The sequence below is a fragment of the Clostridium collagenovorans DSM 3089 genome (assembly GCF_900130005.1).
Classification (GTDB): Bacteria; Bacillota; Clostridia; order Clostridiales; family Clostridiaceae; genus Clostridium_D; species Clostridium_D collagenovorans.
Genome location: NZ_FQXP01000007.1, coordinates 55,119 through 69,212 on the forward strand (window position 1 = coordinate 55,119; position 14,094 = coordinate 69,212).

12 protein-coding genes and 1 pseudogene are annotated in these 14,094 nt (G+C 28.5%); 2 read left to right on the top strand and 11 right to left on the bottom strand.

All coding sequences use genetic code 11. From position 1 onward, the window contains the following. Positions 1-544: 544 nt before the first annotated feature. The 5 genes from BUA48_RS15920 to BUA48_RS09810 form a co-directional block, all read right to left on the bottom strand. Positions 545-676, bottom strand: a complete 132-nt coding sequence (locus tag BUA48_RS15920) for a hypothetical protein (RefSeq protein WP_278336838.1) — start codon at positions 674-676, stop codon at positions 545-547. Beyond that, on the bottom strand, positions 667-975 hold the full coding sequence (locus tag BUA48_RS09795) for a hypothetical protein (RefSeq protein WP_072831882.1): 309 nt from the start codon (positions 973-975) through the stop codon (positions 667-669). Before BUA48_RS09795 ends, BUA48_RS15920 begins: the two co-directional genes overlap by 10 nt. Further along, entirely contained in the window at positions 962-1,762 is an 801-nt protein-coding gene (locus BUA48_RS09800) for an ImmA/IrrE family metallo-endopeptidase (RefSeq protein WP_072831883.1), read from the bottom strand. The genes BUA48_RS09795 and BUA48_RS09800 overlap by 14 nt, the downstream gene beginning before the upstream one ends. A 15-nt stretch (positions 1,763-1,777) precedes the next feature. After that, on the bottom strand, positions 1,778-2,176 hold the full coding sequence (locus BUA48_RS09805) for a hypothetical protein (protein WP_072831884.1): 399 nt from the start codon (positions 2,174-2,176) through the stop codon (positions 1,778-1,780). 310 nt (positions 2,177-2,486) lie between these two features. After that, positions 2,487-3,887, bottom strand: a complete 1,401-nt coding sequence (locus BUA48_RS09810; protein WP_072831885.1) for a M20 family metallopeptidase — start codon at positions 3,885-3,887, stop codon at positions 2,487-2,489. Positions 3,888-4,436: 549 nt separating this feature from the next. On the opposite strand from BUA48_RS09810, the gene BUA48_RS09815 reads away from it, so the two are divergent. Then, positions 4,437-5,255 carry an undecaprenyl-diphosphate phosphatase gene (locus tag BUA48_RS09815; protein WP_072831886.1) on the top strand — a complete coding sequence of 273 codons (819 nt, stop codon included), beginning with the start codon at positions 4,437-4,439 and terminating at the stop codon, positions 5,253-5,255. Positions 5,256-5,315: 60 nt separating this feature from the next. On the opposite strand, the gene BUA48_RS09820 is transcribed toward BUA48_RS09815, so the two are convergent. The 3 genes from BUA48_RS09820 to BUA48_RS16025 all read right to left on the bottom strand — a co-directional run bounded on the left by BUA48_RS09820 (position 5,316) and on the right by BUA48_RS16025 (position 9,842). Next, on the bottom strand, positions 5,316-7,103 hold the full coding sequence (locus tag BUA48_RS09820) for an ABC transporter ATP-binding protein (RefSeq protein WP_072831887.1): 1,788 nt from the start codon (positions 7,101-7,103) through the stop codon (positions 5,316-5,318). Positions 7,104-7,286: 183 nt separating this feature from the next. Further along, positions 7,287-9,077 carry an ABC transporter ATP-binding protein gene (locus BUA48_RS09825; protein WP_072831888.1) on the bottom strand — a complete coding sequence of 597 codons (1,791 nt, stop codon included), beginning with the start codon at positions 9,075-9,077 and terminating at the stop codon, positions 7,287-7,289. A gap of 522 nt (positions 9,078-9,599) precedes the next feature. Beyond that, the gene (locus BUA48_RS16025; RefSeq protein WP_072831889.1) at positions 9,600-9,842 is read right to left on the bottom strand and encodes a DUF2785 domain-containing protein; all 243 of its coding nucleotides are present in this window, start codon (positions 9,840-9,842) and stop codon (positions 9,600-9,602) included. 476 nt (positions 9,843-10,318) lie between these two features. Between BUA48_RS16025 and BUA48_RS09835 the strand changes: the two genes are divergently transcribed. Further along, a complete protein-coding gene (locus BUA48_RS09835; protein ID WP_072831890.1) occupies positions 10,319-11,392 on the top strand; it encodes a hypothetical protein in 1,074 nt (357 codons plus the stop codon). A 107-nt stretch (positions 11,393-11,499) separates the two neighbouring features. On the opposite strand, the gene BUA48_RS09840 is transcribed toward BUA48_RS09835, so the two are convergent. The 3 genes and pseudogenes from BUA48_RS09840 to BUA48_RS09850 form a co-directional block, all read right to left on the bottom strand. After that, positions 11,500-12,279, bottom strand: a complete 780-nt coding sequence (locus BUA48_RS09840) for an alpha/beta fold hydrolase (RefSeq protein WP_072831891.1) — start codon at positions 12,277-12,279, stop codon at positions 11,500-11,502. A 560-nt stretch (positions 12,280-12,839) separates the two neighbouring features. Then, positions 12,840-13,391 (bottom strand): ABC transporter permease, encoded by a 552-nt coding sequence (locus BUA48_RS09845; RefSeq protein WP_072831892.1) that lies wholly within the window; start codon positions 13,389-13,391, stop codon positions 12,840-12,842. Between the two features lie 22 nt (positions 13,392-13,413). After that, positions 13,414-13,572: pseudogene (locus tag BUA48_RS09850) on the bottom strand (ATP-binding cassette domain-containing protein); the annotation flags it as partial. Positions 13,573-14,094 lie beyond the last annotated feature (522 nt).

Genomic DNA, 14,094 nt, shown 5'->3' on the forward strand with positions numbered 1-14,094 from the left:
AAATAAGTTTAAATCTATAATTTTTAATATTATTGATAAAATTGCTTCTTACACTTTTCTTATCAACTAATATACAACACAACTGTTGTAGTAAGGATGAGTTACCTATATTTAGAACATTTAAAGTAACTCTCAATAAAATATAATTAACACATATTAAAATATTTACAGGCTCCAAGACTTATTCTATCGATTCTCATAATGTTGTACTTATTGATTTAATTATATTCTTATGTACTTATTGAATAAATGAACTACTACTAACAAAATATTTTCAAAGGTTAAACTTAGGTCTTACGACTCTTATACATAAAAGATGATAACAAGATTTTAGATTCTATTTTAAGTAAATATCCAAGTCAATCCCCTTAAAAACTTATAATATATTTATACTTCAACCGTGTTATAACATCATAATACGTTGTTCTATGGACAAAATACATATTTTCATGACTGAGAATGTGTCTTTTGAAATTTTTATAGTAAGTAATATACTAAATTGCACTTTTCATAAAATAACCATAATATACCTCTTAATTTTTACTTAGAAATATATATTTAACCATTCCTCATAATCAGGTAAATTTTCTATAGGATTTTCTCTTAGAACATATCTATTTAGATAAGCATTCCTTTCTGCATCTAACTTAACAACCTCTTGAAAAATTATAAACAAAAACTATCCCTTCCATTTAGTAAATCTAAATATTTCTCCTCTGATATTGAACAAAATTTCACTTCTATCAACTCTGTTAATCCATTGATATATCTAGTTCTATATATGCTATCATTAACTTCTGTTTCTACCCATTGAGGTAATAATACTAAATCATAATTTCCAAAAAAATCTACTATACTTACCTCATTCTCAATCTTTAATAAAAACTCTATAGAATTATTATCTAATATACATATGTTTTGAATCTTATTATTAGATAGATCTATTCTCAACGTGTCAATATCATCTATCCTCATTAATAAAACTCTCCTTGATCTTTAATATATTATTGCTTATTTTCTTGAAATACTCCAAATTAGATTTGTGAAACTCAATCTCTGGATTTTCATCAATAGCCTTTTTTATTTTATTTTCAAGTGTTAAGACATCATATATATAAGTTGGCTTAACTAATTCTGTATCTAATCCAAGTCTTTCAAACTTATCCACTAAAGATTCATGCTGCTTATCAAAATTCTCTATTATCGCTGATTTTAATTTACTATTATCAAATTTCTTACAATCTTGATAGAGCTGAATTAATATTGCCTTATAAGGAGCTTTATAAACATCCATGCATCTAAATATTTTGTCTTCGAAATTTTCATCATCTAAACTAAAGTAGAAATCATAAACATCACCTAGCAACATCTTTGCTGCAAAATAGTCAGCATATCTTTCATTTAACTCCATATCAAAATTTACTTTATGAAGGCTTTCCTTTAAATCCTCATCAAAGAACATATGATATATCTCATGCCATGCAATGAAATATTGATATACCCTTGGTTGTGCAGTATTTATTACAGCAATCCTAAAATTCTCTTTAACTACAACTAAACCACCAAAATATATATCGTTAATAGGTATTTGTATCAATGATTCCTTTTTTAATATATTAAATGCTAACTTCTCCGAGCTAATTACCTTAGAATCATTATATCTAGAAAGTACAGTATCAACTTTAGATTGAATTTGCTTTTCTATTTGTAAATTAATATTAATAACCTCTTCCAAGTTATCACTGCTAATTATTTTAGACATTTACCTCACCCCACCTTATTTATATATCTCTGATAAATTAATAAGGTCGTCTAATATCATAAATAATTCTTTAGTATCAGTAGATCTTTTATAATCACTAGGTGCATTATCAGAATACATTGTTACTAAACTACAATTATTATTCAAGCTTTTATAGTTTAAAAGCTCTTCATACTTAATAATATTTGATTCTATAATTTTTTTCATATGAGTTATAAACGTAGTCTTATTATCTATATCACCTTTAATTATTTTATCTAATGTTGGTCTAGATACCTCTATAACCTTTGAAAAAGATGATTTTGTATAACCTCTATCTTTTATTATAGATAAAACATTTTTACCTACTACATTTCTTGATTCAAATAGTTTTTCTTGATTTTCATCTTCCAATATTTTATTAATAATACTCATTAAACTCACCTCTTTTTTACATCTTTAACTATATTATATGCCTAATATATAATAAAAGATACATTTTGAAAAAAATATTTTTACAATTCTTTGTTTGTATACGAATTATTTTTACAAATTAAAAGAAATAACTCCATATATTCTGCTCCACCCTTTATTCCGAATCATCTTTGTAAATCTATATTGTTAGTTATATTCTATTTTGAATTTATTGTATTGAATATTTGTTTATTTAAAAGTCTATAAATGTAAGCTTAAAATAATTAAGGGAGTTAGATATCTCAACCCAACTCCCTTAAATTTCTTATTACTATTCTATTTCTATGGTTTCCATAAGTGGTACATACTCAAAGTTCTTCATGTCCTTTTTATATTCTTCTTTAGCTTTTTTTACTATGTCCCTATTCATTAAAAGGTCATAGGCTGAACAAGCTAAAACCTTTGATGCAACTAACATTGCACTGAAGCCTAAATTAGAACCTGAAGCTGAACATGATTGCCAAGTATGTGCTGCCGTACCAATTGGCCATGCTCCAACTGAAAGCTGAGCCGTTGGTATCATATGGCTAACATCTCCAACATCTGAAGAACAGGACAAGCAATGATGCTTTCCATTCTTTAAATCACTTACTTCCTCATGAACATATTCCTCTATAATATTGTCATTCTCGGAAAGTCCTTCTGCAACACTTAAACGTTCATCCTCTGTAAAAGTCTCGCCTAATTTCTTTGCAAATTTCTCATCTTCCTCAGAATGTTTCGGTGCTCCTACTAAGCTTAAATTTTCAAAAATAACATCTGTAAGTACATCATTAGGATAGAAATCATATATTGCACTTAAAATTTTATACTCCATATGAGTTCCTGTCATAAGTGCTGCACCTTTTGCCACGTTAACAACTCTATGAAAAACCTCTCTTACATCCTCGGCTCTTTTTCCTCTTACATAATACCAAACCTCTGAAAAATCAGGTACTATATTAGGACGGTCTCCGCCATTAGTTATAATGTAGTGAATTCTTATGGAATCTATTAAATGCTCTCTTAAATAATTAGTTCCTGTGTTCATTAACTCAACACCATCTAAGGCACTTCTTCCATTATAAGGAGCTTGTGCAGCATGGGATGCTTTTCCCTTAAATCTAAACCTAACTGAAAAATTAGATAACATACCACATCTTATTGGCGTATTTATATCAAAGGGATGCCAAGTTAAGGCACAATCAAGATCATTAAAGACTCCCCTTTTTCCCATGTTAACCTTTCCTGCTCCACCCTCTTCAGCAGGACATCCATAGTACCTTATAGTTCCCTTAATATTTTCCTTTTCCATAAGAGCTTTCAAAGCCGTAACAGCACCTAGCCCAGCTGTTCCTAGTAAGTTATGACCACACCCATGACCTAAGCCATCTTCAATTACAGCTTCTCTATGAGTACATACCCTTTGAGATAAGCCTGGTAAAGCATCATATTCCCCTAGTATACCTATAACAGGTTTTCCCGATCCATACTGTGCTATAAAAGTAGTTTCCATTCCCTCCACAGAGTTAACTTCAAAACCCTGCTCCTTTAAATAATCACTTTGTAGTTTTGATGCAAAATGCTCATCATAACCTACCTCAGGATTTTCCCATATACTTTTAGCTATCTTTATAAGGCTTTCCCTATTTTCTTCAACTTCATTAATTATTGATTCTTTACCAATACCCATCTTATCCCCTTTCAAAAACTCTATTGTTTTACTAAATTACTCTACATATAGCTTAAATATTACTTTAACTTATATTTTCTTTAGTATTCTCAGGATAATAGTAAATTATTAAGGCTTTTGCTTTATCCACCTTGGTATAACATCCTTATATACGTTTTAACTTTATATAAGTTTCATAATTACTTAAAGTTAGAAAGTTAAATTTTATGACTTAAGGATGAGTATTTTTAACATCATAATGAAACTCTAAATTATATATCAACTAGTGTTGGTGAATTCATTGTTAAAACTATGCTAAATTAAAAATATATATGGCTAATCTTAAGTTGATTTGTATAATTTAAGATTAGCCATTTTATTTTTAAAGCCATATAACTATAATATAATTCTAGATTTTCTCTATAGCTCTCTTGTTTTAATTTAGTTTGAAATGTTTACATTCAAGAAAATTTTCTAAGAATTTACAAAATCATATTTAAGAATTAACAGTTTAGATATATAATAGATAAATGTGTGAGTTTTTTTAATAATTATCTTGGAGGTAATCACATGGAATTTATAGAGATTTTAAAAACCATACTACTTGGTATTGTTCAAGGGATAACTGAATGGCTTCCTATAAGTAGTACTGGTCATATGATTTTAGTTGATGAATTTGTTAAACTTAACTTCTCAGAATTGTTTGTAAGTACTTTTCTAGTTGTTATTCAATTTGGTTCGATTTTAGCGGTATTAGTATTGTTCTTTAAGAAACTTAATCCTTTTGATTCTTCAAAGAACCCTGCTGAAAAAGCAGATACTATGTCTTTATGGTTTAAAGTTATCGTAGCTGTTGCACCATCTGCTGTAATAGGTTTATTATATGATGACCTTATTGAGGAGATGTTCTTCAATCCTACAACAGTTGCTATAACACTTATTGTTTATGGTATTTTATTCATTATACTTGAAAGTAGAAATAAAAAACCTCGTGTTAATAGTTTTGCACAACTATCTTACACAACAGCAATCGGTATTGGATTATTCCAAGTGCTAGCTTTAATCCCTGGTACATCAAGATCTGGTGCTACAATTTTAGGTGCTGTTTTCTTAGGATGTTCTAGATACATAGCAGCAGAGTTTTCATTCTTCTTAGCTATACCAACTATGCTTGGTGCTAGTGGACTTAAACTACTTAAAGCTGGATTTGCTTTCACTGGTTTTGAATGGATGATTTTATTAATAGGTTCTTTAGTAGCATTCTTAGTTTCAATCTTTGCTATTAAATTCCTTATGGATTACATTAAGAAACATGACTTTAAAGTCTTTGGTTACTATAGAATTGTTCTAGGTATCTTAGTCTTAGCATATTTCTTCTTACTTAAGTAAATTAATAAAAAAAAATCCTAGTAAAGCCTTGTAATGGCTTTACTAGGATTAATTTTTATTCTATTTTAAAACATAGCCTTTACTTTGAGCTTCATACATTTCCTTATATTTCCCCTCTTTATTTATAAGTTCGCTATGGGTTCCTATCTGAACAACTTGCCCCTTATCTAAAACAATTATATTATCAGCTATCTTTGTTGAGCCAAGTCTGTGTGTTACAATTACAGAGGTTTTTCCTTTACACATTTCCTTAAATTTATTATAAAGTTTAGTTTCTTCAATTGGATCTATTGCAGCTGTAGGTTCATCAAGAACTATCATATTATGCTTCTTATAAAATCCTCTTGCTATTGCTACTCTCTGCCACTGTCCACCTGACAAATCTATTCCGTCAAACTCACATGAAAGCATAGTCTTATATCCTGATTTAAATGCATCCTTAGATAGGACTATATCCGCTTTATTTACAGCCTCATCTAAACGCAAATTATCAATATCAGAGCAAGTATCGCTTATTGATATGTTTTCATCAAGTTTCATTTTATACCTTTGAAATTTTTGAAATACACCTGAAACATTCTTAACTATACTTTCTCTAGAAGTAGTCTTTGTATCATGTCCATTAAATTCAATTTTTCCTTCTGTAGGAAGATATATACCCGTAAGAAGCCTTATAAGAGTACTTTTACCAGAGCCATTCTCCCCAACTATTGCAACTGTTTCACCTTCTTTTAAATGAAATGAAACATCTGATAATGACTTCTTAGTACTTCCTGGATAACTAAATGAAACACCCTTCACATCTATATAAGGTATCTCATTTATTTCTACCTCTTCACCTTTACATTCCTCCATATCAAGAAACTTAATAAGATTTTTTACAGTACCAAGCTTAGGTATTGATTTACCTATATTCCAACATATCATTTCCTCCATCATACCTACAAGCCTGTCCAAAGATCCAAATACAGCTCCAAATGCACCTATTGATATTGATTTATCTAAAGTACAATTTACAAGCATTAAGAGAATCGAAATATATCCTATTAAGGTTAAACAGTTTAAGCTTAGTTCTATTATTATAGACCTTTTATTAGTCTTAAAAATTTCATGATTAACCTTTGATAAGGTTTCATTATATAGATTTTTAAAATATCCAAAGCACCCCAAGATTCTTGTTTCCTTAAAGTATTCTCTATCCATAATACATTTCTCATAATATTGATGCTCTCTTCGTAATGGTGCAACCTTATCTTCAAGATTTGAAAAAAGTTTAACTTTTACAATGTGTGATAATGTTATAGGAATAAATATTATGGCTATAGACAATACAAGTATTGGTTTTAAATTATAAAGATATATGCCCATAATAAGAAAGTATGGAATATAGGATAGAATTACACTATGCAAAACATCCATTGCCGACATTCCCTTTGTAACTCCTTCCACTGCCTTATTCATATTATTATGAAAATCACTATCTTCAAAATTAATAGCCTCTATTTTTGAACTCTTCATATTTAATTCTTTTGTTATTTTTCCGGATACCTTCTTTATTAAATCCTTATACAATACATTTGTAGTTCCATTTAAAACTTGAATTAATATAATACATCCCAAAAATAATAATAGCTGAACTAATAAACTCATAAAACCTATTTTATCTAAAACATAATTTGATACAGCGTCCAAGAGATTATTCATTACTACAGTATTTAGTGCCAAAAATATACCTAGTAAAACCTTCATTAAAGAATATATCTGTATATATATTGGACATGTTTTATATGTGAAATACATTAATCTTTTAGATACACTAAAAAGAGAAATATCGCAACTTTTTTTCATAATTATCAATCCTTCTTGTATTAACTATAATTAGAGTTTCTGTATGTTTTTCTAAATATATACTTTGTAATATTAAATCCACATCATCGTAATTTTTTACATATTAATTTTTTATCCTATAAAATTAATAATGAAGTTTATTTAATGCAATATATATAATTATAAATTTTTTATAATCATAATTTAGTTATTAATATACCAACTCTTTTGACTTTCGAACATCTCAGCATATATACCATTAATATTCATTAGTTCAGTATAAGAACCTCTTTCAACTATTCTTCCATTTGATATTACAAATATTTCATCAGCAAGCTTAGTTGAAGCAAGTCTATGGCTTATAAATATTGTAGTTTCACCCCTACTTATTTCCTCAAATCTTCTATAAACATCACTCTCACTTATAGGATCAAGTGCCGCTGTAGGTTCATCAAGAATTATACAGGATGCAGAACTCACTATAGCTCTAGACATAGCTATACGTTGCCATTGTCCTCCAGATAAATCCACTCCACCTTGTCTTACTTTCCCTAGATTACTCTCTATACCCTTAGGAAGAACTTCTACTTCATTTTTCAAATCCACTATATTAAGAGCCTTCTCTATATCTTCCATGCTACAGTTATTAATATTTCCAAAGGCAACATTGTCTTTAAATGATATATAATATCTAGCAAAATCTTGATATACCACTGAAAACATTGATTTAAGCTTACTTTGACTATATTCTTTTATGGATAATCCATTTATAATAATCTCCCCTTCAAAATCTTCATATAATCCTGTTATAAGCTTTGTAATTGTAGTTTTACCTGCACCATTAGCTCCAACAAAGGCATAATTCTTGCCTTGTTCAATCTTAAAGCTCATATTTTCTAATATGTACCTGTCCATTCCAGGATATTTAAATGAAACATTTTTAAACTCAAGAGTGCTAATTTTTATTGGTAATTCAGAAGGTTTGTCCAAAAATTCTTCCTTATGCTCAAGCTTAAGAAAATTTTCAAGGTCTATAAGGTAACCTTTATTTCTAGCAAGTTGATCTGCACATTCAGGAAGTTGCCATGATAAATTTGATATTAAAGATATTAGATTATTTATTATTGAAATAAATAATCCTATGGATAAAGCTCCTGATTTTACTGGAAATATAAGAATTAAAATAATAATTGAAGATAATAAAGCTATAATAATTCCACCTGATTTAACTTTTATAAACCACTTAATTCTTACTTTTAATTGTAATTTTCTAGCCTTTTCATACTTCTCATGCCACTTTTCATTTACTTTCCTACTAAAACTAAAAAGAGTTCTCTCCTCTACAGCATCACGACCTATTAATACATCAGACAAGTATTCAACCTTTCTATTATATTTCTCAACTTCCCTATCTGCTTGATAAGTTGCATTGCCACCCTTTATTGCAAGCATAAATAACGGAACTGATATAAGTAATATTATTACCGCTGACCACCATACTTGAGTAAATAGTACAGTAAAAACTCCTAATATACTTATTATAAGCGAAACCATATTGAAAAATTGTCCATAAGCTTCTGTGCATTGTATTTCTGGTTGTTTGCAAACCCTTGAAATCAAATCCCAACTCTCTTGATTCTCAATATAGTTATATTTTAGAGAAGCAACCTTCTCCACTAATGAAACTCTTAAACTCTCTCTTAATTTATTTTCAAGTTTTGTTTCTGCAAGTGCTACTATATGAGGTGAAAACCATAAGTACGCCGTACATACTGCCACAAGAAAAACAGAAAATATTATACTGCTATAACTTCCCTGACCATTGAATACAAGCACTGTCGCATTTATAAATTTAGCAATTGCTAACATACATAAAGTTGATGATAACCCCGAAAGAATCTTTAAACCTGCAATTACTATAGCATTCCTCTTGCTATAATAGAGCGGTATTTTTACAATATCCTTTACCCCATATTTTTTTACGTCCAATGACATTTTACCCCTGCCCCCTATTTGCCTCTAACATTTACTTAATTTATATAAATATTAAATCTTCCTAAACCCTTTTAACTTTCCCCCTCAGTAAATCTTTTTATAATTTTTTGAACCATGAATATCCTTACTAATATTGTTTCTTACTTTATATCACTTGAAATAAAACTTCTTTTGTAAAGTTATTACTCTTATTCCATCTTTATACTTACTATATCCAAATATAAAACTAAATGGAATTATAATTAATAAATATTACATTTCATACTAACTAATTGCCTAATAAAATGCTGGTAATTTATCAAGAACTTCCTCAACTGCATTTATAAATTTTTCATCTAATTTAAACTTTTTAGATCTAAAAATTAAACCTCTTAAGAATATCTTACGATTCTCTCGTAAATGCTCTTCATTAGGATATTTACCAACACTTTCAAAGTCTGCAAAGGTATATATCCAATTTATAAACTCTTCATTTTTAATAATCTTTCTGCTATATATACAGATAAATAAATTTATTAATCTCTACTCTTCCTCATTTATATATGTGTAAGTATCCACACATATTTTATCCTTTATAATATCCAACATTTCCATAAGTTCTTCATATTTAATAAACTTCGATTCTGCCAAACTACATAAAGCATCTGCAGTATGCGCACTAGAATGTGCCCACCCCTTATCTACTACATATCCCCTTTTACACCTCTTACAAAATAATAATTGTATGCTTACATGAATTAGAAATAATGACTTACTTAAAAACAATACTCTATAATGAAAATTAACTTACTCAAATCTACCTAAATGATATGTGCTCTATGAAATAAGGTTGTATTAATTGTATTAATTTACTTTTTTAAATTATAATAACATATTTTACTCCTTATATAAACATTGTAGAGCTCATAAAGAAAAATTAGTTACCCCTTAAAATCCCCATGTCTTTCATAAAACATTTTAGTCTAGAAAGCTTAACTTTAATTCCTCCATACAAATACTACCTACGAATAAAACATCTACGTTTATTTTTATAAATTTAAAATATTTACCTCTAAATCATGATTAAACTTTTCTTAAGACTCTAAACTCATATCATTCTCACACCCTTTGCAATCCTTAAGTAATGCCCCTTAGATTTGCAATAAAGCTAATAATCCTGTTTTTTAATTGAAAAATAATCCACTTATGATTAAAATAGGTTGTAGGGATTATTAATTATTATGTTAAGGGGGAAGCTGTATATGAGAACTTTGTATAATGAAATTGCTTTAATTTTAGATAAAATAGATTTTGATTGCCTATGGAAGGGTTTTAAGAGACTGGACTTCGCTTTGTATAATGATGAGGAGGTTTATCTTAAGGATTCCGTTATTCCTAAGGATAATAGATTCATGGGGAATACTAGCATAAAGTTTGATGATGAATATATTGCTATTTGGAATGTTGGCGATCCTACTGATGTGAATCCGCAAATACTTGCTAGTAAAATAGTTCATGAGATGTTTCATGGATTTCAATACATCAACGAGGAGTGTCGTTTCCCAAACCTATTTCAACTTTTAGATTACCCTAATAACTTAAGAAACTATCAATTAAGACATTATGAAAATCAGCTTTTAGTTAACGCCTTTAAGGAAACTGATTTCACTGAGAAAACTAATCTTTTAAAGGAGTTCTTCTCTATAAGAAAATCCAGAGAAAACTTAATAGGTAATATAATCAACTGCGAATACTTAACTGAAACTCAAGAAGGTTTAGCAGAATACATTGGTACAAAGGCATTAAAACAAATATCCTTGAGTCTTTATGAAGAAAGAACTAATGAATATTTAGACATGCTTTCAAATTTCAATGAGCATAGTTTTGATATAAGAAGAATGGGATACTTTATAGGTACTATCTTATTCTTAACCTTAGAAGATGCTAAGATTAACTTTTATCATGACATAAAGGGATGTACTGAAACAGCCTATGAATTGGTCACTAAAAACCTTGTGATAAATGAATTAGAAAATCCTATAAAAGCTGATAACATTGTGTTTCAAGCCTTTAATGATTACATGGTTAAGAAGGAAAAGTTATTTGATGACTTTCTTAAAAATTCTAGTGAGCCTGTAAAAGGAAACTTTTTATACTATGGCTCCGATCCTATGAATACCTATAAACTTAATAACTTTATTATAAGTAAGTATTTCGCTATCCTTAGAAACAGCGAAACCAATGAAGATACTTATTTCTATGAATCCGTTATGTTTGAATTAGAAAGTGACTCCTCCATGAAGGTTGTCTCTTATCGTAAGGAATTAAATAAATAATATTAAAATATTCAAAAGTTAAAGGATGTCCTATTGGGCATCCTTTAATTTCGTATTATGAACACTATGTTGTTATAGTTTTCGTTAATTTCAATTTTCAATATAGCCTATTTAGCCTTTTCTAAAAACTCTTCCAAAATAGAATTAAATTCATTTGGAGTATCCATATTAACAACATGTCCAGCATTATCAAATATAACAAACTGACTATTGGATTCTGATTCAAACCACATTTTAGCGGCTTTTATAGCCATGTCATTATCATGCTTTCCTACACCAATCATTAATGGATAATCTCTTGTGTGAGTCTTATATTTGTTTACCAATTGGTTTAAAGATGCAAAATGCCTAAATGAACTTTTCTTGAAATGTATATTCATATTGTAAAACTTATCTTGTGCAACTTTTGTGTACACAGATATCTTCATAGTAGCCTTTGCAAAAGCCTTAATTGAAAAAATCGCTTTAAGTACCATCTTCATTTGCTCTTTACTATTTTCTTTTTGGATAGAGGAATCAAAATTGTTAATATCGTAACCACCAATACAACATAGAGATACAACTCTATTAGGATACTTATTAGCAAAATCCTGTATCAAAATAGCACCGATTGATATACCAACTAAATTAATCTTTTTAATATTTTCTATATCTAATATTTTTTCTATTTGTTGCGCAGTATCTGCTAAAGAAGTTTTACCCTGTGACTTCCCATGTCCAATTAAATCTATAGCTATAACTTTATGTTTATCTTTAAAGTACTCAAGTTGTGATTCGAAACATGTGTGATTTGCAAAGGCAGGATGAATAAAAAGAATCGAACTACTTCCTTGATTTTCATTAGTCCAGTAATGGATATCTGTATTTTCAATTATCTTTTCAATCATTGTTTCTCCTTTTTTTATAACTGCACATTATTTAACTAATACGCAGTATTTTCTTAAACTATTCCCATAAACCACAGTCTACTAAGCCTATGTAATACTACTTCCATTTACACTTCATATTAAACAAATCTTATTTATCCTTTTTAGATAATAAATCTTTCACATTAAAAACAGAACTTATAAAAAACATTATTGAACAGAATAAACCTAAAATATTCCCTCTAATTATCCACTGGATAAAGAAAACTATACATGCAAAAAGAGCTCCCAATTTTAATATATTCTACCCTTCTTTTATTCATAACTGCTCCTTATATAGTTCTTTAAATCCATGATCTTATAGAGCAATATTTTAACTTCAAATTTGTATACCTAAAGTTCATTACTTTATCTTTAATTTCTTTCTAACAATTAAAGTAAGAGCAAAAAAGATTATAATAATAATCATCATATATAAAACACTTTCTAATATGGTTACATTATGACCGTTTAATATAAAATCAACTCCGTATTGCAATTTATACGAGATAACTACACTTGCTGGTGCATTAAGAAATACATCATTTAGTGGCTTCTCCATAAGAATTTTTTTCAGAACTAAGCCTGAATGACTTGGTGGAAATATCATAATTACATCTTGAACTAAGGATGGTAGTGACCCTATTGGAACATATACCCCTGTTAAAAATCCTATTAAAGTACCAACCACATTGCTTACAGAAGTGAAAGCACCCATATTTAATGGAGCTTACAATAAACATATTGATTGCTGTTGCCATTAACACAGATATAAAAACAACTGCCAATACCTTAAACATTGAAGTTATATCTAATAAACTTCCACCATTAAAATAAATAAATAGTTGTGAAAAAATAGTAGCTAAAGTACTCATTATTAAACCAATAATAGCAGCACTTATAACATATCCCAATACAATACTAAGGTTGCTTATTGGTGAAACCATAAAATCATAAGCATTTTCTCTTTCTCTATCATTGACCATAGTACCAAAAGCACCTAATGTACTAGTAAATTCTACTATGGAAACAAGAGCAGCCATTATCCAGCTATCAATTAAAAATTTAATTCCAGTAACCTTTCCTACTGCCATTTCTACATTCTGTATAACTTTTTAATGTACATAAAATATCTATGGTCGTAGATTTACCAGCACCATTAGTCCCTAAGAATGCGAATAACTCCCCCTTGTTCACATAAAAGTCTATGCCCTTTACCGCCGTCAAATTGTTGTATTTTTTTACGAGACCTTTTACTTCAATTATTTTATCCATGTATCCTCCTAACTGTGCTAAGCAACTGATACCCTCATTTGCTTATATGATAATACTGATTTTTAACCTTAAATTTATATGCTTAAATTTATTCATTAAACATATTTTTAATAAAACCTTTAGTTAATTAATTTTGACTATGATAAATTACTATCTGCATATAATTAACTATTAATTTCCTTTAAAAGATAATTAATTTTGATTATGATAATCTAATAGCTAAATAATATCTAAGCTTAAATTCATTCACTCCTAAAGCTACTACTTTAATTAAATTGTTATTCTATCTCATAAACTATTAGTGGAAATTCTAAATATGCTATTTCATTTTTGATTATGCTATAATTAGTAAGAACTGTGATGAATAAGACACATGATGCTAATATAAAAATACTCATAATATCAAAAAACAACTAAGAGTAGTTATAAAAATTAATGCAAAGTAACTCCCCTCCTATACTATTTCTTAATACTCTTTTTAATTCTAGTAACTAACACTGTAAGATAAAAAATAAGAAATGT

Coding starts and splice junctions, on each gene's coding strand:
- BUA48_RS09795 (WP_072831882.1), bottom strand. CDS start 975: ATGAGGATAGATGATATTGACACGTTGAGAATAGATCTATCTAATAAT.
- BUA48_RS09800 (WP_072831883.1), bottom strand. CDS start 1,762: ATGTCTAAAATAATTAGCAGTGATAACTTGGAAGAGGTTATTAATATT.
- BUA48_RS09805 (WP_072831884.1), bottom strand. CDS start 2,176: ATGAGTATTATTAATAAAATATTGGAAGATGAAAATCAAGAAAAACTA.
- BUA48_RS09810 (WP_072831885.1), bottom strand. CDS start 3,887: ATGGGTATTGGTAAAGAATCAATAATTAATGAAGTTGAAGAAAATAGG.
- BUA48_RS09815 (WP_072831886.1), top strand. CDS start 4,437: ATGGAATTTATAGAGATTTTAAAAACCATACTACTTGGTATTGTTCAA.
- BUA48_RS09820 (WP_072831887.1), bottom strand. CDS start 7,103: ATGAAAAAAAGTTGCGATATTTCTCTTTTTAGTGTATCTAAAAGATTA.
- BUA48_RS09825 (WP_072831888.1), bottom strand. CDS start 9,077: ATGTCATTGGACGTAAAAAAATATGGGGTAAAGGATATTGTAAAAATA.
- BUA48_RS09835 (WP_072831890.1), top strand. CDS start 10,319: ATGAGAACTTTGTATAATGAAATTGCTTTAATTTTAGATAAAATAGAT.
- BUA48_RS09840 (WP_072831891.1), bottom strand. CDS start 12,279: ATGATTGAAAAGATAATTGAAAATACAGATATCCATTACTGGACTAAT.
- BUA48_RS09845 (WP_072831892.1), bottom strand. CDS start 13,391: ATGGCAGTAGGAAAGGTTACTGGAATTAAATTTTTAATTGATAGCTGG.